Source organism: Candidatus Neomarinimicrobiota bacterium, from assembly GCA_036476315.1.
In the GTDB taxonomy this organism is placed as follows: domain Bacteria; phylum Fidelibacterota; class Marinisomatia; order Marinisomatales; family S15-B10; genus JAZGBI01.
The window spans coordinates 38156-59556 of sequence record JAZGBI010000008.1 but is presented as its reverse complement, the minus strand read 5'-3'; the positions used below and the strand labels follow the sequence as shown (position 1 = coordinate 59556).

The window sequence follows — 21401 nt, the reverse complement described above, 5'->3', positions numbered from 1 at the left end:
GAACATGAGTGGTTTGCATCGTTACGAACCGGTCAGAATCAGGTCTTGAACCGGCCACTGCCAAATTAGCGTAAGGCACTCTAAACTCCCAGACGTATTTCTAAATCCGGCCATGAACCACCTCTTCTTTCGGGGAATAGCAAAAGAGCTCCAAGGAGCTCTATGAGATTGAACCCGGGGACTAGAAACTGCGACTATTGATTCTCAACAGGTATGAACATCGACCCTCTGCCAGGTCTGTAGACGAGGAAAAGAATTGTAGATCCTTTTTTCTGCTGTTTTACGGCTTTCTGGAATTCTCGCCTGGAAGAAATGTCCTTTCCCCCGATGCGGGTAATCAGGTCACCGGTTTGTATTCCCGCCCGGGCGGCGGCGCTGTTTGGGCTGACTTCAGCCACAACTACACCGGACTTATCTTCATCGAGGTTCAATCTTCTCGCGTACGTGGGGGTAATGTCCTCCACCCTGACACCCAGCTCCGGTGACATTCTCTCGCTGGAAGCGAGAACCTTCTCTTCCGAAGGGAATTCATCGAGACGCACGCGCAACGTCTTTGGTTTACCGCTACGAATCAACTCCAGTGCAACCCGCGTCCCCGGACGAGTTGTAGACACCAGGTTCTTCAGATGAGCCACATCCCTCACCTTTGCACCGTTGAATTCAACAATCACATCTTCCACTTCGATCCCCGCATCTTCAGCAGGACTATCATCTTGAACTCTCAGAACAACAACGCCCTCACGGTCAGAGAGTCCCAGCGCTTTCGCAATACCGTCATTTACGTCCTGAATGTAGACGCCCAGCCAGGCCCTGATGACGCGTCCTTCAGTAATCAGATCCGTCATGATGGTTTTCGCCAGATTGATGGGGATGGCGAAGCCAATTCCCACGTTCCCGCGGGAAAAGCCTCCGGTTGCGATGGCAGTATTGATCGCCACCAGTTCCCCCTCCAGATTTACGAGAGCACCACCACTGTTGCCAGGATTGATGGCTGCATCAGTTTGAATGAAGTCCTGGTAATTAACGCCCCCCAGAACTTGACTTCGGCCCTTGGCGCTCACTATCCCCGCGGTAACGGTGTGACTTAAATTCTGCGAGAAAGGGCTGCCGATGGCAAGAACCCATTCTCCCACACCCAATCGGTCGGAATCTCCCATTCTTGCCGCTGTCAAATCGTCCGCGTCGATGCGAAGAACCGCAACTTCACTTTGTGAATCCCTGCCCACAATTTCGGCGGAAAACTCCCTCTCGTCCATGAGAAGTACAGTAATCTCATCAGCATTTTCAACCACATGGTTGTTTGTGAGAACGTATCCGTTCTCAGCATCCACGATGACACCAGAACCCAGAACGGTGCTTCTCATATCTCCGTCCGGGTTGTCGTAATAGAAGCGGAAGAAATCTTCACCGAAAAAATCTTCGAATTGGTGACGGAACCTCCGTCCTTCCCTCTTGACAATCTTGGCACTCGTGATGGTAACCACCGCCGGGCCCACTTCTTTTACCACTTGAGAGAACATCTGGCTGAACTCCTTTTGTGACGGTAGCTGTGCCCAAAGCGATACGGAAAAGAGTGTTGTGAAAGCAACTGTTAGCTGTTTTTTCATATCTTCTCCTTCAAATCCACATGTTCAATGTAAAACCTAAACGAAAGTTTCAGGGAAAATTTAGGTGGTGCGTCTTATGCCGGGGCGCCGGCGGCAAGGCCTGCGGGAAAGTCGTTGTGCAGGTTGAATGGCATGACCCCGTTGGAGCAATCACGTGGAAATCATCATGGGAGACCAGCATCAAACCCGAACACCCACCGGGAGAAGTCGATCTTTCTGATCCCTTCCGGCGCGTCGGCCTCCGTGTTTAGCCAGAACGGGAAATCTATCCGGAACTTCAAATCGGCTCCAATAACTCGTTTTCTCAATGTGAACCCGAATCCCGAGTCTGTGAGCAGCTGGCCATCAAGATTATCCACCTCACTCCAGAGCCAACCCCCGTCGAAAAACAGACGGGCAGATGAATTCAGAACCGGAATTGGAAGAGAACGGGAGAGCTCAGCCGTCGCCGCTACCAGATTCTCTGCACCTTCGAATCCGTGCTCATAATACCCCCGGAGATTTGCGTCTCCGTAAAGGTGAAAATGATTTCTCAGAAAATCGTTCTCACCAAGTTCGATGTTGTACATGGAGGAGGAATGACGAAGATACGGTTTCGAGAAATAGTCACCGGAACCGGCCCCATGGACGGTGAACTTTTCCTGGACCGGCAGCCCCCCACTGTTCGCGAGGCTGTAGCCGGCGATGAACCTGCCCGCAAAACTGAATCCTGACGCTCGGCCACGCAGTTCAAGATCGGATACAAGGCGGGCAAAGGTCCAATCTCCCAAACCCCCCGGAGCGGAGAAAACTCCAAGATTGAGAATCCCACCAAATTGTCCCAGATCCGCCCGAGCGGCGTACTTTCCATAGAAAACCGTGACGGTTCCAGATTCGTACAGATCAGTGTAGTCAGTACCATCCGCATCTGTTACGTAGAGACCGAAGTGAGCGGTATGGTGCGGTGGATAACCGTAATATCTGTTCCATCTGTAATCCAAATCCAGACCGGCACCCCTGACGCCCTCCAAACTGTATCCACTGGCAGAAAACGTGAGTGAAGGCAGGAAAAAGCTTAACGATTTCGAATAATGAGCCTTACCGTGAACCCGTTTGGACTTCACCCCGGCTGTGAGGGACATTTCCAACCGAGTCCAATGACCGTAAGTCCTCAGTAGGGATAGTCCCGGCTTGAGGCCATCATTCTTGTGGTACCATAGGAGAGGATTCCACTTTAACGCATAACCATCCCTTGGCGAAAAGGCCATCCCGGGCCAGTTGAAGACGACTCTATAAGGGGGAAGACCCGAAGAATTGTTCAAAAGGTTCATGTCGAGCGTTTCATTATCAGGATCGAGGACAATTCTTTCAGGTCTTGAGGGGACCGCAAACGTGACCTCATCCTTCCAGCGCCAGAGATAGTCCGTCCAACGGGTTCGGAACGTATCGCCGTTCGCGAGAGCGACATCAATTTCCAGAGGGTAAAACATATTGGCCCGATTGACAATGGTAGCAGTCACCTCATAGCTTCCATCTTCCAGGCGCTTCTTCTTCCAGCCTTTGAGAGCGTAGTCGCATTGGAATGTGCTGTGAAGCCAGGAGTCAAAAAACCAGTCGAGATCCTGTCCGCTCACCTCTTCCATAGTATCGCGAAATCTTTTTTCGTTGGGATGCTTAAGCTTCCATCGCGCATAGTAGGTTTTCATTGCTTCGTCGAATACTTCTTCCCCCAGAGCGGACCGAAGGGATTGGAGCATCAGGGACGGTTTGGTGTAGGCATTCTGGCGGTAGACGTTGTATCCTGGAGAATGGTAAGACTTGGTCGCTATAGGTCTATCATGTCCACTCGTCATGAAACGGATTACGCTCCACTGCGACCTTTCAGAAATCGAGTTGAAACTCCAGAACCGCTTCTGAAAATCGTTGTATCGACTCGAACTTTCCAGATCAAGACCATACGGCGGATATCGATCTTCCAGATACCATCGAGTTTGAAACGTAGTGAATCCTTCGTCCAGCCACGGCTCATCTACCTCATTATTCCCGAGAATCCCGTAAAACCAGATATGACCTATCTCGTGAACAATCAATCCTTCTGATTCGGTTCCATTCATGACCAGCATGGGATATTCCATTCCACCGCCGCGCATGGCGTGTGTCACGGTCACCTGGGGATATGGATAGGGACCAAACCTCGTACTCAGCCATTCCAGAGCCCTTTCGGACCGTTCCCGAACCACTCGGGTCCATTTTTCTCCTACCGATGCATTGTAAAGAACATGAACGTCGATACCGTTCCATTCACCAGGCTCGTAGACAAACGTGGGAGATGCAATCCAGGCGAAGTCGTGAATGTCCTCTCCGTGAAACGTGACAATTCGCCGTGCCGCCGAATCCCTCTCTACTGTGTCCCGGGACGCGAGCCACTCCGAAAACTCCATCGCCGTGTCCACACTCACTGACGTCCAGCCGGGGTCTCCCTGTACCACTACTCCCGTAGCTCCCACAATGTATTTTTCAGGAATACCAATCGTAACATCATAATCTCCGAACTCGCCGTAGAATTCCCCTATGGCATGAAATGGAACGTTGTGCCAACCCTTGTCATCGTATACCACCATCTTCGGGTACCATTGAGCCATGTCGTACTGCTCCCCGGAGTATCCCATTCGCCCCGCCCGTTCACGTATTTTGTGTTCCCAGGACAACGTGACCACCAAAGTATCGCCAGGCGCCGCAGGTTGAGGTAACGTGGCAGAGAGGATACTATCATCAATCTTGAAATCAGACGAAAGGAGACCGTTCTCCCCGGCTATTTCGAAATCAAGGACCTCTATGTAGCTTGGATTATCTTGCGATATACCGCCCGCAAACCGTACCCTTTGGAATTCACGATATTTGACAGAGCCTTCCTGAAAAGCGTTGGGATACAGGTGCAAGTAAATACTGTCAAGCGTATCGGGAGAGTTATTTGCGTAAGTAATGGTGGATTCACCTTTCAGAAGATGTTGATCTGGATCGAGGTGAACCTCCATGTCGTAATGGACCCACTGTTGCCAGTAGTCCGTTAGACCTGACTTACTGCCCGGCAGCCAGATGAGGCAGCAAAGGACGAAAATAGAAACTGAGATTCTCTTATTGAGCTGAACGATTTGTGCTGTACTCCAGACCTTTAGACTAGATCAGTAACTCAATATCCCGCTCGAACATGAACAACGGCCGATATCCCACATAGAGGCGTTGTATGAGGAGGTCGCGGTCCAGGACAAATGAAGTTGGGATACCTGTAATGCCACCGTAATCGCTTATTACTTTTGCGCTTGCGTAAAGGACGGGGTAGTTGACTCCAAATCTCTCGACAAAGCGAGGAACCACTTCGGAACCATCCTCATCTACAGAAATGCCCAGGATGACGATGTCATCTTCATATTTCGTTTGGAGATCTATGAACCCTGGTATCTCCTCACGGCACGGGGCACACCAGGTGGCCCAAAAGTTCAATATGACCACCTTGCCTTTGAAGTCAGACAATGACACGGAATCCCCCTCCAGGTCGGTCAGAGTGAAATCCGGTGCCTTTGTCCCCGCGACATCCGCGCTTCCAGGGAGATTCATTGTCGCCCCGGAGGCATCCAGTTCTCCGGACCATTCCTTCTCCGTCGCGATAATCCCGGCGACAAGGAGAATAGTGAGTGCGGATGCCAGAAGTAAGAGCTTTCTGGTGTTAAGCATTTTTCACTTCCTCATGGAAATACCCCGGTCCGAAGTATATGATGCCAGACCTCATTCTGAAAAGGTTGCGAGCTGGCCCTTGCGGATTCCTTTCCTGAGGAAATTGGTAAATTTGTCAACATTCCTCGTGAGGCCGGGCAAAGTATCAATGATCAGGTCCTCTGGAGACATGAGCGCGTAAAATGGCAACGCGATAGTGCCAAACCGCTCCTGCTCAAAGCGAAGGTTCTCTTCATGTTCCGGCTTGGGTCCATCGGTATAGAGTTTCACAAGAATCAACTGCTCGAAAAGACTCTTTATCTCGGGCCGGGTGAACACATTGGATTCCATCCATCGGCAATTGGTGCACGTATATCCGGTAAAGTCGACAAAAATCGACCGGTTTTCAGTTCTTGCCAGAGAGAGAGCTTCTGCGTAATTCGTGAGCCATCTCTCTTCTTCTCCCACCGCTGCTGCAGAAAACATCGATATGGATGCGGGATTGCCGTAATCTCTCGGCGGCAGGAAAGCATCCAGTTCACCAAGAGGAAATCCAAAAAGTCCCCGGAACAGGTACAAAGATATTGTCAGAAAGAATGTTGCGAAGACGACTCTGAGAGCTCCAATCGATTGGGTTGCTGTCTCATGGGGGAATCGGAATCTACCCAATAGATAGTAGGTCATAACAAGGGCAATCGCAAGCCAGATCGAGATAAACACCGGGCGGGTGACAATCTCCCATTGATGGACAAGATCGACATTGCTCACGAATTTCAAAGCGGCGGCGAGTTCCAGGAAGCCCATGGTGATCTTGACCGAGTTCATCCAGTTTCCGCTCTTGGGCATGGACTTGAGCCAGGAAGGAAACAGAGCCAGAAGGAAGAACGGAGCGGCGAATACGGAAGCGAAACTTGTCACTCCGAGCAGTGACCAGAAGATATCACCGTGGAGCGCCGCCACCATAACCGTTCCCACGAATGGTACTGTGCAGGTAAACGTTGTTAAAGAAAACGTGAATGCCATCAGTACAATGCCTATCACACCACCCGTTGCAGACGATTTACGGTTGATGGCATTTATCCAGCTGGAAGGGAGACGAATCTCCAGCAACCCGAACAGGCTGAATGCGAACAGAATGAAAATGAGAGCAATCGCACTATTGACTACCGGACTGGCAGCCAGCCGGTTAATTCCGCCAGCCCCGAAAAGAAAGGTGAGTACGAAACCGATGAGAGTAAAGGTGAGAATTATGCCGATGCCATAGAGTCCCGCTTCACCTACTGCCCGCTTTCTGGTGACCTCCCGCTTCGTGAAATAAGAGACCGTGATGGGAATCATCGGGAAAACACACGGAGTCAGAAGTGCCAGAAAGCCCATGGAGACAGCCAGCAATAAGTACGACCCACCTCCCTGTCGAATCGCCGCCCGTACGTCGGTATTGCTGCCACTCCCAGTTGTTGGGAAGGCGGTGATCGATGTCTCCTCGATTCGGGCCTCCCCCGGTTCCACCGTAAAACTCAGCATGAATGATACTGTGCGGGGGGGGTAACAGATCGTTGGATCACATGCCTGATAGAGAAGTTTTGCCTCAAGAGAGTAACTGCCTGGATCCAATGAGGAGAGAATCCTGACGGGAGTCTCAAAAGTCACCGTGCCCTCATGGTGGTGCGTCTCCGTCTGAAACCCTTCATCGAATTTGGTGACCGGTTCAGGTTCCATCGTGGGACCGACCAGATCGATGACTCCTTCCCCTTCCACGGTTATTCTCGAGGGGATAGGGCCTTCGGAAAATCGATTGACCGAATAGATATGCCACCCGGGCTCCATCTGGGCCGCGACGAAAACCATCAGTACCTCTCCCGCCCGCAACGTAGAAGGGTCCAACCGGGCAGTAACGTTGACTGGTGAGTCAACCTGAGCGAAGAGGATCGAGCCGAGAAGCAAGCCGAATGCCAGATGGTGGTACTTATTTAGTCCTTCCCGTCTCATGCGCTGTTTCTGAACCTTTTCATGAGCTTGAAAGTCCAACGATTTCTCAGGTTGATCTGTTCCCGAAGAGAAGGGAGGGCGGACACTGCAGCTCTGCGTCCGCTTTCCAGCAGCTCTTCCGTACGCTGGAATTCGGACCAATGCGCGCCCGCCACTTCCGGTTCAATGACGAAGTTAGCCCTTCTGGCGAGTTCATCAGCGAGCTTGACGCCCGTAACCAGCTTTGTCCGGGTCATAAGTTCAATCAAATTGAAATCCCCCAGGCTATCGACTTCCCGCAATGCAATATCGACGGCAATTGTAAAATCGACAGCCCATTTTGGCAAGTGATTTATGGGAATGGGCGCGGCAACGCCTCCGTCCACAAGAATCTGTCCATCCTTCTGGGAAGGAGAGATGAAACCTGGAATGGAGGAACTGTGAACCACAGCGTCAATGAGATCACCCGATGAAATAGCGAGTTCGGAGCCCGCATTCAAATCGGTGACAACAACGGAGAGGGGAATCTTCAAATCCGAAAAATCTTTCACGGGGAGAAGGAACTCAATACTCTTCTCCAGCTTCGCTCTTTCAATAATTCCTTTTCGATTCAGGGCTAACGTAATCACCAGTCTGTCTTTGACAAAACGACTGACCTGTTCAAGAAATGAATCACCCCGGTTAGACCCGTTTTTTAAGTGATGCAAACCCAAGTCCCTAAAACAGGCGCTGTTCAGATACTCACGATATCGGTTCTCCACCCAAACGGGATCGAGGGTCGCGGCATACATGGCTCCGATCACCGCTCCAGCTGAACTTCCGGCTACGGCGTCAATGGAAATGCCGTGATCATGGAAAACCTGAAGGACCCCAATATGTGCTGCTCCCCTGGCCCCTCCGCCGGCCAGCGCCAGTCCGATTCTCAGCCGCCGACTCATGAATTTCCTTGAATCTCGATCCTAAGTTCCCGATCAGTACTGAGACGAATTGTCACAGGCACGGGTACCAATGGATTGTCCTTGTCGCGTCCTTGATAATTGGGATCGAGTTTTCCGGGTGTGTCCACGTTCACAATTCTGTCAATAAAGTCCATTCCCTCAACAATCTGGCCGAAGACGGTGTATCTACCGTCCAGGCGAAAAACGGGTTCCACACAGATGAAGAACTGACTTCCCGCACTGTTGGGATTATCGGACCTGGCCATGGATAGGGCACCACGCACGTGTCGCCTTTTGCTAAACTCAGCAGGGAGCTGCCAGGTATTTGGATCCTCCTCATCGCCTATCCCATAGTATTTCCCCGCATGGCCCCCCTGACCATCATTCGCTCGATCCTCATCTCTGGTGTTGGGATCACCTCCTTGAATCACAAATCCCGGTATGACCCTGTGAAATGTGGTTCCGTCGAAGTATCCTTGGGACACAAGTATTTTGAAACTCTCAACATGTTTTGGTGCCACGTCGTCATAGAATCGTACCACTGTTTTCCCGAAATCTGTGTTAATGACGGCCAATTCCGTGGGCTTCTCACCGCAAGCCACCCAGAGCCAGAATAGCGACCAGGGAAGCATCGAGAATCTCACGATTCTTCTTCCTTTCCCGTTCGGCCTCTCGATTCAATGGGAATACCACTTTTGCAGAGCGGGCAATCACGGGACTCCCAGGATACTGAAGGATATCTTAAGAGGGGCTTTGTAAGATGTCCGAAATCGACCCCTTTTTCTGTCCTGTCCACCAGACACGCAATCCCTACCAGCCTGGCCCTGTGTCCCTCTACAACCTGGATCAACTCTTCCACGGAGCCACCGGTGGTCACAATATCCTCGACGATAAGGACCCTTTCATTCTGGTGCAGAACGAAGCCGCGCCTCAGGTCCAGTCTTCCATCCACCCTCTCCGCGAAGATTCCCCGTTTCTTAAGTACCCGTGCCGTGGCGTAACTCAACAGAACTCCACCAACTGCGGCTCCGAGAACAACGTCTGTTTCTTCCTCTCCAAACGCCTCAGCCATGAGCCGACCCACATCATCCAGGATCTCTGGATTTTCCAGCAGGCGGAATTTTTCCAGATAGACACCGCTGTGTCGACCGGAGGTGAGAAGAAAGTGACCTTCCGTAATGGCGCCGGTCGACTTCATCACCTCAAGAATACTCTTCATTTCAAGACCCGCTGGGGGAGTTTCCATGCTCGAGAGAGGCATTGATCCGGTGGCTGTATTCCTTTGCTGCTTTGCGGATCGCCTCCTCACTTTGGTCCCCCGCATACAGAATGCTCCTGGAAACACTGATAAGTGCAACGCCGCCTCTATTCCCAATCCGGACGCTTGCTTCCAGATTTCCACCCTGGGCGCCGACGCCCGGGATAAGAAAGGGCATATTCCCTGCTCGTTCCCGCACATATCCAAGTTCTGCTTCCCTGGTTGCTCCAACCACAAGACCACAGTTGTTGTTTACATTCAATTCTCTTGTCAGCGATACAACTCTCCCGTACAACCTCGCGTTCCCCACCTTCTGATATTGTAGATCTGATGCGCTGTCATTGGATGTCAAGCAGAGGACAAATGCTCCCTTTTCCGATCTTTCAAGAAATGGAATAATGGCATCACGACCCATGTATGGATTCACCGTTGCGGCATCAAATCCAAACTTATCGAATATGGCGGAGGCGTAATGTTCCGCCGAATTGGAAATGTCGCCCCACTTTCCATCCCCTATGGTGAGCCTCCGACCATCGATCTGACTCAGAATGTCCTCCAACCATCGAAATCCCGCACTTCCATGGCGCTCAAAAAAGGCGAAATTGAGTTTGAATGCTGCCGCAAACTTGAGAGTGGCGTCGATGACCATCCGTCCGAAATCCCTCAGATTCTCAAATGACGTCGATCCGCCTGAACTGACTCTGTTTGCGTCCAGGTCCAGCCCCACACACAACCGGGAATCCACCGCGCGAACTTGATGATCGAGGATATCTGAGAAGGATTGCACGTCCATGAAAGTTACATGGGACCCCCAGGAGAAACACTCGAAACTTTGGTCAATATGAATCCATCCATCATGCGACGAGAAACCAGGTTTTCCGACGAGCGATAGTGATTTCTCACTGTGTTGACTGGTGAAGTTCTGTGTACCATTGTGTGTTGTTTTTGGTCACGTTTTGCTCACGTTACCATAATCGGGAATCCCATTTACAAACTGTGTATCCAGACTTAACGGAGGAAAATGACATTGCAGAATTGACTGGGACATTCAAGATCGTGTGAAGGCCATTTCGGAGAGAGAAGAGACTCTGACAATTACACCATAGCCTTGCACGTCAGGTCAAGTTCGAATTATCGGGAGTATTCGTATCCCACCCTGCGATGAAGATCAGCAATCAACTTATGCCCTTGTTCATTGAAATGAAGGCCATCGGACTGCATATACTGGGGTGGCGTCTCCTGATCGCCGTTCGGTCCATTAAGCACCTCATATGTATTGACAACGTGGACCTGATACTTGCGGGCAGCTTGAATAATGTATTCGCGCCATACCTCATAGGCATCCCGTTTCAATACATCCAAAGTGCCGTACTCTTTCCATCTCGCCACGAAAAGAGACGGAATTCCAACATCAGCTATCAGGATTAACGTTTCATCTGGGCTTGCAAGAGACACAATCTCTGACAAGAGCTTATCGAAACCCTCCCGCATAGGATTTGTCACTTCACCAAGACAGTCCACATCTACTTCATCGGCACGCTCGTAGCAGGGACCACCTCTCCCGATACCGATATTGGGGATCAAGTCATGCCATCCCAGCCAGATGGTAATGACCTCTGCATTTCGTAGATCCTCGCGCAATTCCTCACCACTACGGACCGCCTCAACGTGGTCTGCAACGGTCTGGGTCATATTCGTGGCCCAGTTCTTGACTACTACATCGACCCCAAGATCCTCCTCAATGTATGCTGAATAGACTTGGACATATGAGAGGTCTGCGCTAACACCAGATCCTGTTGGGGTGGAATCACCCAATGCAACGAGATCCCAAGTTGTGTCTCCCCGTTCAGCAATCAAAGTAGAAGCTTGCTTCAGAGCCGTCGTTTCATCTCCTCCAGAAGAAACCAGGGAACAGCCTGAAATCATAGCTCCCACATCGAGAATAGCGATTAGAAGTATGTACAATTCAATATCTGCGAGAATGCTCCGCATGATCAGCCCCCTTTCAGATCGAGATTGGCGAAATACAACCACCCTTAGTTAGCTGGGATGCCGAATAACTACTGATTGTACCTCAATTGTAACATATAAATACCGAGACACCGAGATTCATTGGCTTCTTGTATTGCAGGGACTATACGACGTGCAATTTTGCCTAGCAGTGTGAGAATCAGAAAAAATCCCCTTCAAACCGAAGAGGATTCTGATAGTCTGTTTTCTCATTTCCTCCGCTGGCATTACCCAGTTCAGGTTCTAAGAGTCTAATCTCAGCCATCCCACCCTCGGCGGAATAACACCCCTTTTGATTGACACTACCATTCTGATATCATATTATCAATCGGAAACTTTCCGTTATTCTTGGCGGAGATTTCTTGAAATGTCAAGATAGAAACTTCATCTCCTGAAGGTCGCAGGAACCTGGCCAGAACCTGCCGATCTCAATATGTCACTTGTTTGGATGGTGCCTGGTTTTCTGCCAATAATCCTTTGCGAGGTTGCTCTCAGATTCTGGTTGCTGCTGCGATGAACAGAATTATGAATCGTTAATAGAAATGCGCAAGAACCTCTCTCCCACCGAGTTACAACTTCATCATTTCCATAATTACTGACTTTGGTGGCATTTCTTTGACCTATTTAATATTCAACAATGTAAAAAATCGGGTGGGGTTTAAGTAAATTAACACCTTTTAACTCCAGAAGATTTATTAGAAATGCAAAGCTGACTATATCACCCTTTAATTTTCTAACCAATTCCCCAACAGCTTTCGCTGTGCCACCGGTTGCAAGTAAGTCATCAACTATCAATACTCTGTTTCCCTTTTTTACAGCATCTGTATGCATCTCAATTGTGTCAGTTCCATACTCAAGATCATATTCTACTGATATTTTGTTACCAGGTAGCTTACCGGGTTTTCTTGCTATAGCTAGAGCACACCCAAGTTTCAGAGCCAATGGAGAAGCAAAAATGAAGCCTCTGCTTTCAATACCTACAATAACATCGATTTCCTTGTCCTTAAACTCGTCGCAAAAAATGTCAATGGATTCCGTGAATGCATCATTATCCAATAAAAGAGTTGTGATGTCCCTGAATTGTATCCCGGTTTTGGGAAAATCTGGAATCGTTCTTATCTTATTCCTTAATTTTCTATTATTCACTGGCACTCCTATGAAACGATTGGCACTTGCATTCTCCTGTTGATAAAGATGGAATTGTATTCATAACTAGTTTCTTAACATTTTCAGCATTTTCTGCCATAACTGCAAATATCATCTCCATCGATACTTCTTCTTCGCTTTCATGCCAACAGTCATAATCAGTACTCATTGCAATACTTTGGTAGCACATACCAAGCTCACGGGCTAAGACCACTTCAGGAACCGTCGACATATTAATTACATCGCAACCCCATGACCTGAACAGCATACTTTCCGCTTTAGTGCTAAATCTGGGACCTTCAATTGTGACTATGGTTCCTCCCAGATGATATTTCAATTCTAATTTTTGTGCTTGATTTTGTAAAACTGCACGTGTCTTTTCACAGAAAGGTGATCCCATAGGTACATGTTGAACATTTGATTCATCATAAAACGTACTTTCACGTTTTGTGGTGCGATCAAAGAATTGATCAGGAAGAACAAAGTCCCCTCGTTTGATATCTTCTCTCAATGAGCCACAGGCAGTCGTGGCTAAGACATGAGTACATCCCTGATCTTTTAGAGACCAAAGATTCCCACGGTAGTTCACATTAGATGGAGTAATTGTATGGCCCTTTCCATGTCTGGAGATTATTACTACCGGAATATCTGAGATTCTACCGAGAATAAGTTCAGAACTTGGCTCTCCATATGGGGTAGATACTTTAGCAGATGAATAATTATCAATGAATGCTGGGTCCTCAAGTCCAGAACCTCCAATGATACCTACTTTGATTTTATCTCTCATTTTTTTGTTCCTGCAACGATCTAATGTAAGGATATCCAGCAATTCCTTTTTCTGTTATTATCCCTTTGATTGATTCAGCAGGAGTCACATCAGAGGGAGGTGTTGCCACATCGATATCCTCAATCGTAAACTGAATTCCCTTAATCCTTGTCACCTCCTCCGGAGAGCGTTCTTCCACTGGAATTTCAAGACCACTTTTGATATCGTAATCAACTGGGGAGGAAATGTTTATATCCCCATCACTATCAGCAAAAAAAGAACTTGAGGACTTTCTCCATTGTTGTCTTTATGTTAATAACCAATGCACAGATTATGAATTGCGATTCAAGTTGATAATTGGATCAAACAATACTTACCAAGGTTGTTGAAAATCAAGCAAGAGTCAAGAAAACGAAAGTCCCCTTCAAACCGAAGAGGATTCTGATAGTCTGTTTTCTCATTTCCTACGCTGGCATTACCCAGGTCAGGTTTTGACGACCACCCTCGGTGGAATAACACCCCTTTTAATCGATACTACGATTCTGATATCATATTATCAATAGGAAGCTTTCCGTTATTTCTGGCGCAAATCTCTTGAAATATCATTATGGCAACTGTATCTCCTGAGGGTAATAGTATCGACAAGGCGGCCCCAAGATAGGCCGAGAAAGCGTTCTAAAGCACTTCTAAGCGAGGAAAGCTAATTATTCGATAAAAGTATCAAAGAAATGGAACAAAAGCGCACAAAGAGCGTATAATAGTCCTCATTGATGTTCTTAATTCTGTACCGTATATTAGGGCCGTAATAATGGTGTCATAAACCAAGGCCAAAGGGAGGAAAAATGTTACAAAAAAGGATTAGCATTGAAGAGACACAAGATGAGTTCTTAAATCGGTGCGGTGAATTTGGGTTTAAGGACAGAAGTTCCCTCGTGCGTGCCGCAATTGACCAGCTCAAAAAGAGGTTTGAAACTCAGAGGTTGGTAGAGTCAGCCATTCTGTATTCGGAACTGTATGAGGAAGACTCTGAAATTAAGAAACTGACAGAAGCCGCAGTAGACGGATGGCCGAGTGAGTGACCTCACACGGGGCATGATTATCGACGTTGACTTGGATCCAACCGAAGGGTCTGAGACAGGGAAAAGTCGCCCCTGTATAATAGTGACAAATAACGTCTACAACGCAAAAGTTCCTGTTATCCAAGTTGTTCCAATCACATCTTGGAGCAAGAAGAAAGGTCGAATCAAAACCAATGTGGAAATTCGCCGATCCTCCCAAAATGGGCTCGACAAGAAATCAGTTGCGGATTGTTTGCAAACCCGTCCGATCGACCACAAGAAGCGCGGGGCAGAGATTAGGGGCGAGTTAGAATCTGAGTTATTGGAAGAAATTGATAGCTCTTTACGGATCGTCTTCGACTTAAGCTAGGCCTTTCCAAATAACCTACGACTCTTCCCACGCAAGGCAAATCCTCTAATCTCCATAACCTTCGCGTCACAACGGCTTCCATAGGTGCTGTACAACTTGGCATCTTGTGAAACTGCAAAACTTCATGACGGAACAAAGTAGATTAGAAGAGGATTGGTACGTAGTGCCTGCCTACCTAACTCAGCTCTAAATACTTTTTCATATTCGGCTTCCTCTCAATTCAAGAATCCTGTGGCATTACTAGAGTCAGCTGTTGATGGAAAACCCCACACCCGCGTCCGGTTTTTCGCCCGAGCAAAAGTCGATCACAAAGCATATGTTGATTTCATTGAATGGCCGATCCCATCCCACCGGGGCGGGACAGGATCATCCGTTCTTCGTTGGCAGGATGGTCACGTTATGGTCACAGAGCTTCGTAAGCTGTTGATTTTACTAGCTGGTTTTCAGGAGAAACAATTGAAACAACTGAAGCGGACCCCTTCGTAAAACAGCAATGACAGATAAAATTGATTGCCTAATTTTCATTCCCGCATTATTCTAACGGAGTGCCGATGGAGAAGAAAACAAATGGATCAAGGCAGTTAACGCTGGACATTGCCGAATCGACAAGGTCACGGGTCATTGCCTCCTCACCGTTTGGCTTTCAAGTTGAATTGATTGAGAGGGTTGGCGAAGAAGATGTGCCCCAACTTATTCTCATTTCGGAACACCTGGTTGAAGAGTTCATTGATTCTGCCAGACTGACCAAGGCAAGTATCCGCAAGTACTTCAACTATCCCGACACCCTACCCTTTGTGGCAAGGTACCGGGACGAAATCATCGGCTATATCATAGGCGTCCCCCTGGAATACTTCTCAAACGACCCATCCTTCCAGTGCGATTCCAACATGGGTAAGAAGAACACACTGTACACGTATGCTTTCACCGTAATGAAAGAATATAAGGGGAATGGCTATGCCAAAACGCTGAAACGCGTTTACCTGAGTTGGGCGAAAAAGAAGAATTTCGAGTACGTTTCGGGCCACGTTCGGGAAGGGATTTCCCAGAGGTTTACTGGAGATGTGCAGGTGCTCCAAAGATTCGAGAATTGGCATGGCACGAGAAAGATTTTCGAGTACTATCGCCGGGTTCTCAATCCCCCCTCGCAAGCTCCAACTTGGCCCAGGAACCCACCGGTTGTTTCCAAGGTTTAGCTCTTCAGATGCCATCGCCTATTCATAGGAGATCAGCCCCTTTTTCACCATAATCTCCGCGCTTAGAATCACCCCGCCGGCTGCTCCTCGAATGGTATTGTGCGATAGGGCCGTAAACTTATGATCCAAAATGGGACACGGGCGAAGTCTTCCGACACTGACGGCCATTCCCCTCTCGGTATTCCTGTGAAGTTTTGGCTGGGGAAAATGATCCTCTTCAAAATAATGAATGGGTCGTTTGGGTGCCAGAGGTAAGCAAAACGAATTGCGAGAAGGCCTTGACCGAGGAAGTGTACAAATTGGTTAATCGAGGTGTGCCCTTTCAGAGAAGCATACAGAGAAGTGGCCGAGAAATGCTAAGGTTGTCACACAGAAATCCGCGAACAGCATGGACAAAAGAATAGCTCAGCTTCGAAAACAGATTGACGAGATCGATGAGGAGATGATCCGATTGTTGGCTGAGCGAATAGGCTTGGTGGAGCAGTTGGGCCAATTGAAGAAAGAACTCAATTTATCGGCGGGAGACCCAGAGCGGGAAAAGGAAATCATTGATCGTCTCGAAAAACAAGCTGCGGGAATCCTATCGAGAGATCAAATTGCCCGAATCTTCAGGTCCATTTTCCACGCCACAAGAAAGATCCAAGAGTGATGGTGCAAGAAAATGAAGAGGCATTCAAGGGACAGTTCGAGAGAAATCAACAAAAAGATCTTGCAACGGGACTTGAAGTAGAATATATTTTCAAACAATGAATCAGACAGTTCAGCAGTTTAGTTATTACTATTGGTGGTTCTCCTCAGGAGGGTTGGAGCGGCCCGTGTAGGGAAATAGCAGACGAATGGACCGTTTTCGACCCCGCAGCAAACGCGGGGTTTTTTGTATCCCTGCGGAGCGGTAAGGAGAGAATGACAAGATTGGAATTTGACGAATTCAGAGAATTAGCGAGGAAGCACAAGACCATCCCAGTCTATGAAAAAGTGCTTGCTGATCTTCTGACACCCATATCAGCTCATATGCGTCTCGCACGACACTCTGACTACGCCTTTCTCCTAGAGTCCGTTGAGAAAGGCACCCGGTACTCCCGCTATTCTTTCATAGGTCTCCAGCCAAAGAAAATCATCACACACATCAACGGTTTAACTACCATCAAGGAAAATGGAGACACCGTTACGTCCAACACGTCATTTCTCGAAACCATGCGAGAGATCCTCGCCGGCTACGATGCCCCCAAATTGTCAGGAATCCCAACTTTTTCAGGGGGTTTAGTGGGCTACCTGGGCTATGAAACCGTAACGTGGACCGAGGACATTCCCACCTATCCTATGGATGATCTCGGCATTCCGGATGCTGTGTTCATGTTATTTGAAGACCTGTTGGCATTTGATCATTTGAAGAATGAAGCCATCGTGGTCAGCAACGTGACTGTGGATTCTCAAACCGACTTGAAGCTTGCGTACGAACGTGCCAGGAAACGCATCGATATGATCGGTGGAAATCTACACACGGACATAGATTATCAAACTCCAGAGAGAATTGAAAGAAGCGAGCTTCATTCCAACATGAGCGAAGCGGAATTCGAATCCGCTGTTTTGAAGGCCAAAGAGTACATCAAAGCCGGGGACATATTTCAGATTGTTCTTAGCCAGAGGTTCCATCGACATACGCCAGTGGAACCGATCACAGTCTATCGAGCCCTGAGAACCATCAATCCTTCACCCTACATGTTCCATCTCAAAATGAATGATTTTGAGATTATCGGTGCTTCTCCCGAGCTCCTGGTGAAGGTGGAAGACGGCGAAGTGGAAATCCGCCCCATTGCCGGGACACGCCCCAGAGGAAAGAATCGGCAACAGGATGAAAAACTTGCGAGGGAACTTCTTTCCGATGAGAAGGAACGGGCCGAACACCTGATGCTATTGGATCTTGGACGCAACGATGTAGGGCGGGTGGCCAAGGCTGGCTCAGTTCAGGTGAAAGAAAACGCGGTGGTTGAGAAGTACTCCCACGTCATGCATCTTGTATCTGACGTCATAGGAAGACTCGACGGCAACAAGGATGTGTTCGACGCCCTCCTGGGGGGATTCCCTGCCGGCACGACCACAGGGGCTCCCAAAATCCGGGCCATGGAGCTGATTCATGAGCTGGAGCCGATACGACGGGGCATCTATTCCGGAGCTGTCGGTTACATTGACTTCATAGGCGACATGAACACTTGCATCGCCATCCGGACACTTGTCGTGAAAGAAGGAACGGTTTATTTCCAGTCGGGAGCCGGGATCGTCTACGATTCAGATCCTACCCGTGAATACCATGAAACAGTTCACAAAGGTGAGGCGATTATGAGAGCCATCGATCTGGCTGAAAATGGCCTCGTTAGGTGACCAGACAATGATACTCATGTTGGACAATTACGATTCTTTCACCTACAACCTGGTTCAATATGCACAGGCATTCACATCTGAATTGGAAGTCTATCGCAATGATGAGTTGACCCTGAAAAACATCGAAGAAATGGAGCCGGAAAAAATCGTTATCTCGCCAGGACCGGGGAGACCTGAGAATGCCGGAATCTCTGTGGACCTTGTGAGAGAATTTGGCCACAAAATCCCAATCCTCGGGGTATGTCTTGGCCATCAAGCCGTTGCGGCTGCTTTCAATGGTCGAATCATTCCAGCACCTCAGATTGTACATGGAAAGACGGCCCTCATCACGCACAACGATTCAGTGATTTTCCACAATATCCCAGAATCCTTCGAGGCGACACGCTACCACTCCCTTGTGGTGGAAAGAGAGACACTCCCTGCCAGTCTAAGGGTGACAGCGGAAACGAATGATAGATTGATCATGGCTCTGGAGCACAACGAATACCCGGTTTACGGGGTGCAGTTCCATCCGGAGTCTATTGCTACAGAAGATGGAATGAAGATGATTGAGAACTTTCTTACCCGTTCGCCAACGGATAGAGGAGGACAGCAATCATGAAAGCGGTGTTGGAGCATCTAATTGCGGGGAACAACCTGACCCAGGAGGAATCGAGACAGACCATGGTGAGAATCATGTCGGGTGAGTTTGATGATGCCCAGATTGCGGGATTTCTCATTGCCCTCCGGTACAAAGGAGAGACAGCCGCCGAAATTGCGGGGTTTGCCCTGGCAATGCGCGAAAAAATGACCCCCGTTCCCATTCGCTCCGATGGCATTGACCTGTGCGGGACAGGAGGAGATGGCAAAGAGACGTTCAATATTTCTACAGCAGCCACATTTGTGGCGGCAGGAGCTGATGTGAAAGTGGCCAAACACGGAAACCGCTCCATGACCTCTAAATCGGGTTCTGCTGATGTCATATCCGCCCTGGGTGTTGACATAGCCATGCCACCGGAAAAAATGGCCGAATGTGTCGATAAGATTGGAGTAGGATTCCTTTTCGCCCCGTCCCTCCACCCCGCCATGAAATACGCCATGGGGGCCCGGAAATCTTTGGGCGTGCGAACCGTATTCAATATTCTGGGTCCCTTGTGCAATCCGGCGGGGGTCAGACGGCAGCTAATAGGAATTTTTGACGGAGCCCTCACGGAAACAATCGCTCAGGTCCTCAAGATTCTGGGCGCCGAAGAAGCCTTTGTCGTTCACGGTGACGACGGCATGGACGAAATGACCACAACATCCACCACCAGAATCAGCCACTTAACCACCGATGGTAAGGTGAAAACAGTGACACTATCCCCAACTGATTACGGCATCGAAATCGCCCGTCCGGAAATGCTTGAAGGCGGCGTGCCTGAGCACAATGCCGCTATCATCAAGAATGTCCTCGTGGGCAAGAAAGGTCCCCATCGGGATATCGTCGTGTTGAATGCCGCGGCGGCCATTCGAGTGAGTGGAAAAGTCGATTCCATAGACGAAGGCATCAGGATGGCGGAAGAATCCATTGACTCCGGTGCCGCTCTTCGTGTACTCGAAAGGCTAGCGAAGGCGTGATGTCTATTCTCAAAGAGATCATCCTCCATAAGAAGAAAGAATTGTCCGAAGCCAAACGTCTAGTTCCATTAAGTCAACTTCGGAATAAATCACGGCCATTTCCGATTCTGGACTTCCAACGTTCCCTTGCTCAACCGGGAATACAAATCATTGCCGAAATCAAACGAAAGTCTCCATCCGGCGGGAATATTAAGCCAGATGTTGACCCCGCAACGATTGCCAGGGAGTACAGCCAGAATGGAGCCGCGGCCATTTCTGTTCTGACGGATGAAGATTACTTTGGGGGGAATTTGGAACACCTCCGAAAGATAAAGCGTGCCGTCAATATTCCCGTTCTCAGGAAAGAGTTTATTCTCTCGGAGTATCAAGTCTGGGAATCATACCAGGCAGGCGCCGATGCCATCATTCTCATAGCTGATATACTCCAGCCTGAAGTGCTGGAAAACCTATATCAGACAGCAACCGATCTGAAATTGGCCGTTCTCATGGAACTCTACTCCACAGAAAAGCTGGGAGTTGTCAAGAAACTTGATCCCCGGATTGTAGGTGTGAACGCCCGAGACCTGAAGACCATGAAGACGGACCTGAAACACTGTGCACAGGTATTTCCCCTTTTACCACCCGGCGCTCTAAAAGTGGCAGAGAGCGGAATTCATACTTCCGAAGATTTACGGTTCATCAAGGAATCAGGTTACGATGCCGCCCTCATCGGCACACCGCTGATGAAATCACCATCCCCGGGCTCAGCGCTAAGACACCTCTTACAAGGAGCGGCGGCGTGATACCTGTAAAGATTTGCGGCATCACAACTGTCAATGATGCGCTCCTTGCAGCCAGGCTGGGTGCCTCTGCCATCGGGCTCATCTTCTATGAGAAAAGTCCCAGGTATGTGAGCCTTAAAACTTCAAAGGAAATTTCCAAAAGACTGCCAGACAGTACCCGAAAGGTCGGAGTGTTCGTTAACTCTGATCTGGAAACGATTCATCAAACCGCAGACGCCGCGGGCCTGGACTTTGTACAGCTGCATGGCGACGAATCGCCTGAACTCTGCGGGCTCATCAAACTGCCGGTAGTAAGGGTATTGAGGGTCGGCAATTCGATTCCCCATGAAGACTACGAAAACTATCCAGTGCACGCTTTCCTTCTGGATACCCATAAGCGCGGGATGTTTGGAGGGACGGGAGATCCGTTTGACTGGAGAATAGTCACCCGGATGGAGACCAAGACCCCCATCATACTTTCCGGCGGATTGAATGCCAACAACCTTCTCGAGGGAATCGCCACAGCTCGGCCAGATGCCATTGACATTAACAGTGGTGTGGAACGAAGTCCGGGAATCAAAGATGAATCCAAATTACGAACGATGTTCAGAGTTTTGGAGCGAACAGGAGATTACTCAGATACTTTCAATACATAATTACC

22 protein-coding genes and 1 riboswitch are annotated in these 21401 nt (G+C 48.9%); of the genes, 9 read left to right on the top strand and 13 right to left on the bottom strand.

Annotation, left to right across the window (positions count from 1 at the left end):
• Positions 1-194 precede the first annotated feature (194 nt).
• The 12 genes from V3U24_00765 to V3U24_00710 all read right to left on the bottom strand — a co-directional run bounded on the left by V3U24_00765 (position 195) and on the right by V3U24_00710 (position 13606).
• Positions 195-1607 (bottom strand): DegQ family serine endoprotease, encoded by a 1413-nt coding sequence (locus V3U24_00765; GenBank protein MEE9165985.1) that lies wholly within the window; start codon positions 1605-1607, stop codon positions 195-197.
• 164 nt (positions 1608-1771) lie between these two features.
• Positions 1772-4621 carry a M1 family metallopeptidase gene (locus V3U24_00760; protein MEE9165984.1) on the bottom strand — a complete coding sequence of 950 codons (2850 nt, stop codon included), beginning with the start codon at positions 4619-4621 and terminating at the stop codon, positions 1772-1774.
• 142 nt (positions 4622-4763) lie between these two features.
• On the bottom strand, positions 4764-5318 hold the full coding sequence (locus tag V3U24_00755) for a TlpA disulfide reductase family protein (protein ID MEE9165983.1): 555 nt from the start codon (positions 5316-5318) through the stop codon (positions 4764-4766).
• A 51-nt stretch (positions 5319-5369) separates the two neighbouring features.
• Positions 5370-7325 (bottom strand): cytochrome c biogenesis protein CcdA, encoded by a 1956-nt coding sequence (locus tag V3U24_00750; protein MEE9165982.1) that lies wholly within the window; start codon positions 7323-7325, stop codon positions 5370-5372.
• Complete coding sequence (locus tag V3U24_00745; GenBank protein MEE9165981.1) at positions 7283-8203, bottom strand: patatin-like phospholipase family protein; 921 nt, start codon at positions 8201-8203, stop codon at positions 7283-7285. The genes V3U24_00750 and V3U24_00745 overlap by 43 nt, the downstream gene beginning before the upstream one ends.
• Positions 8200-8847: a peptidylprolyl isomerase gene (locus V3U24_00740; GenBank protein MEE9165980.1), complete on the bottom strand. Its 648-nt coding sequence runs from the start codon at positions 8845-8847 to the stop codon at positions 8200-8202. Before V3U24_00740 ends, V3U24_00745 begins: the two co-directional genes overlap by 4 nt.
• A complete protein-coding gene (gene pyrE, locus V3U24_00735; protein MEE9165979.1) occupies positions 8844-9422 on the bottom strand; it encodes an orotate phosphoribosyltransferase in 579 nt (192 codons plus the stop codon). The genes V3U24_00740 and pyrE overlap by 4 nt, the downstream gene beginning before the upstream one ends.
• 1 nt (position 9423) lies before the next feature.
• Positions 9424-10254 carry an orotidine-5'-phosphate decarboxylase gene (pyrF, locus tag V3U24_00730; GenBank protein ID MEE9165978.1) on the bottom strand — a complete coding sequence of 277 codons (831 nt, stop codon included), beginning with the start codon at positions 10252-10254 and terminating at the stop codon, positions 9424-9426.
• A gap of 338 nt (positions 10255-10592) precedes the next feature.
• Complete coding sequence (locus V3U24_00725; protein MEE9165977.1) at positions 10593-11453, bottom strand: SGNH/GDSL hydrolase family protein; 861 nt, start codon at positions 11451-11453, stop codon at positions 10593-10595.
• Positions 11454-11666: 213 nt separating this feature from the next.
• Positions 11667-11772, bottom strand: a riboswitch (TPP riboswitch).
• Between the two features lie 323 nt (positions 11773-12095).
• Positions 12096-12617: an adenine phosphoribosyltransferase gene (locus V3U24_00720; protein MEE9165976.1), complete on the bottom strand. Its 522-nt coding sequence runs from the start codon at positions 12615-12617 to the stop codon at positions 12096-12098.
• Positions 12610-13404, bottom strand: a complete 795-nt coding sequence (gene mtnP, locus V3U24_00715) for an S-methyl-5'-thioadenosine phosphorylase (GenBank protein ID MEE9165975.1) — start codon at positions 13402-13404, stop codon at positions 12610-12612. Before mtnP ends, V3U24_00720 begins: the two co-directional genes overlap by 8 nt.
• Entirely contained in the window at positions 13394-13606 is a 213-nt protein-coding gene (locus tag V3U24_00710; GenBank protein ID MEE9165974.1) for a hypothetical protein, read from the bottom strand. Before V3U24_00710 ends, mtnP begins: the two co-directional genes overlap by 11 nt.
• A 619-nt stretch (positions 13607-14225) precedes the next feature.
• Between V3U24_00710 and V3U24_00705 the strand changes: the two genes are divergently transcribed.
• From V3U24_00705 to V3U24_00695, 3 genes are all read left to right on the top strand, one after another.
• Positions 14226-14462, top strand: a complete 237-nt coding sequence (locus V3U24_00705; GenBank protein MEE9165973.1) for a hypothetical protein — start codon at positions 14226-14228, stop codon at positions 14460-14462.
• A gap of 13 nt (positions 14463-14475) precedes the next feature.
• Positions 14476-14811, top strand: coding sequence for a type II toxin-antitoxin system PemK/MazF family toxin (locus V3U24_00700; GenBank protein MEE9165972.1), 336 nt, complete (start codon positions 14476-14478; stop codon positions 14809-14811).
• A 551-nt stretch (positions 14812-15362) separates the two neighbouring features.
• On the top strand, positions 15363-16004 hold the full coding sequence (locus V3U24_00695) for a GNAT family N-acetyltransferase (protein ID MEE9165971.1): 642 nt from the start codon (positions 15363-15365) through the stop codon (positions 16002-16004).
• An 18-nt stretch (positions 16005-16022) separates the two neighbouring features.
• On the opposite strand, the gene V3U24_00690 is transcribed toward V3U24_00695, so the two are convergent.
• Positions 16023-16172 (bottom strand): hypothetical protein, encoded by a 150-nt coding sequence (locus V3U24_00690; protein MEE9165970.1) that lies wholly within the window; start codon positions 16170-16172, stop codon positions 16023-16025.
• A gap of 220 nt (positions 16173-16392) precedes the next feature.
• Here V3U24_00690 and V3U24_00685 point away from each other — a divergent pair, with 220 nt between their 5' ends.
• The 6 genes from V3U24_00685 (at position 16393) to V3U24_00660 (ending at position 21396) form a co-directional block, all read left to right on the top strand.
• Entirely contained in the window at positions 16393-16653 is a 261-nt protein-coding gene (locus V3U24_00685) for a chorismate mutase (GenBank protein MEE9165969.1), read from the top strand.
• Between the two features lie 254 nt (positions 16654-16907).
• Entirely contained in the window at positions 16908-18383 is a 1476-nt protein-coding gene (gene trpE, locus V3U24_00680; GenBank protein ID MEE9165968.1) for an anthranilate synthase component I, read from the top strand.
• 7 nt (positions 18384-18390) lie between these two features.
• Entirely contained in the window at positions 18391-18984 is a 594-nt protein-coding gene (locus tag V3U24_00675) for an aminodeoxychorismate/anthranilate synthase component II (GenBank protein ID MEE9165967.1), read from the top strand.
• The gene (trpD, locus tag V3U24_00670) at positions 18978-19979 is read left to right on the top strand and encodes an anthranilate phosphoribosyltransferase (protein ID MEE9165966.1); all 1002 of its coding nucleotides are present in this window, start codon (positions 18978-18980) and stop codon (positions 19977-19979) included. The genes V3U24_00675 and trpD overlap by 7 nt, the downstream gene beginning before the upstream one ends.
• Positions 19979-20761 carry an indole-3-glycerol phosphate synthase TrpC gene (gene trpC, locus V3U24_00665; GenBank protein ID MEE9165965.1) on the top strand — a complete coding sequence of 261 codons (783 nt, stop codon included), beginning with the start codon at positions 19979-19981 and terminating at the stop codon, positions 20759-20761. The genes trpD and trpC overlap by 1 nt, the downstream gene beginning before the upstream one ends.
• Positions 20758-21396 (top strand): phosphoribosylanthranilate isomerase, encoded by a 639-nt coding sequence (locus tag V3U24_00660; GenBank protein ID MEE9165964.1) that lies wholly within the window; start codon positions 20758-20760, stop codon positions 21394-21396. The genes trpC and V3U24_00660 overlap by 4 nt, the downstream gene beginning before the upstream one ends.
• Positions 21397-21401 lie beyond the last annotated feature (5 nt).

Bases quoted from the DNA above. Each gene is read 5' to 3' on its own strand.
- V3U24_00755 (MEE9165983.1), bottom strand. From the start codon at position 5,318: ATGCTTAACACCAGAAAGCTCTTACTTCTGGCATCCGCACTCACTATT.
- trpE (MEE9165968.1), top strand. From the start codon at position 16,908: ATGACAAGATTGGAATTTGACGAATTCAGAGAATTAGCGAGGAAGCAC.
- V3U24_00760 (MEE9165984.1), bottom strand. From the start codon at position 4,621: ATGGAGGTTCACCTCGATCCAGATCAACATCTTCTGAAAGGTGAATCC.
- V3U24_00705 (MEE9165973.1), top strand. From the start codon at position 14,226: ATGTTACAAAAAAGGATTAGCATTGAAGAGACACAAGATGAGTTCTTA.
- trpC (MEE9165965.1), top strand. From the start codon at position 19,979: ATGTCTATTCTCAAAGAGATCATCCTCCATAAGAAGAAAGAATTGTCC.
- V3U24_00725 (MEE9165977.1), bottom strand. From the start codon at position 11,453: ATGCGGAGCATTCTCGCAGATATTGAATTGTACATACTTCTAATCGCT.
- V3U24_00685 (MEE9165969.1), top strand. From the start codon at position 16,393: ATGGACAAAAGAATAGCTCAGCTTCGAAAACAGATTGACGAGATCGAT.
- V3U24_00745 (MEE9165981.1), bottom strand. From the start codon at position 8,203: ATGAGTCGGCGGCTGAGAATCGGACTGGCGCTGGCCGGCGGAGGGGCC.
- V3U24_00675 (MEE9165967.1), top strand. From the start codon at position 18,391: ATGATACTCATGTTGGACAATTACGATTCTTTCACCTACAACCTGGTT.
- V3U24_00690 (MEE9165970.1), bottom strand. From the start codon at position 16,172: ATGGCCGTCAGTGTCGGAAGACTTCGCCCGTGTCCCATTTTGGATCAT.
- mtnP (MEE9165975.1), bottom strand. From the start codon at position 13,404: ATGAGAGATAAAATCAAAGTAGGTATCATTGGAGGTTCTGGACTTGAG.
- V3U24_00700 (MEE9165972.1), top strand. From the start codon at position 14,476: ATGATTATCGACGTTGACTTGGATCCAACCGAAGGGTCTGAGACAGGG.
- pyrF (MEE9165978.1), bottom strand. From the start codon at position 10,254: ATGGACGTGCAATCCTTCTCAGATATCCTCGATCATCAAGTTCGCGCG.
- V3U24_00695 (MEE9165971.1), top strand. From the start codon at position 15,363: ATGGAGAAGAAAACAAATGGATCAAGGCAGTTAACGCTGGACATTGCC.
- V3U24_00765 (MEE9165985.1), bottom strand. From the start codon at position 1,607: ATGAAAAAACAGCTAACAGTTGCTTTCACAACACTCTTTTCCGTATCG.
- pyrE (MEE9165979.1), bottom strand. From the start codon at position 9,422: ATGAAGAGTATTCTTGAGGTGATGAAGTCGACCGGCGCCATTACGGAA.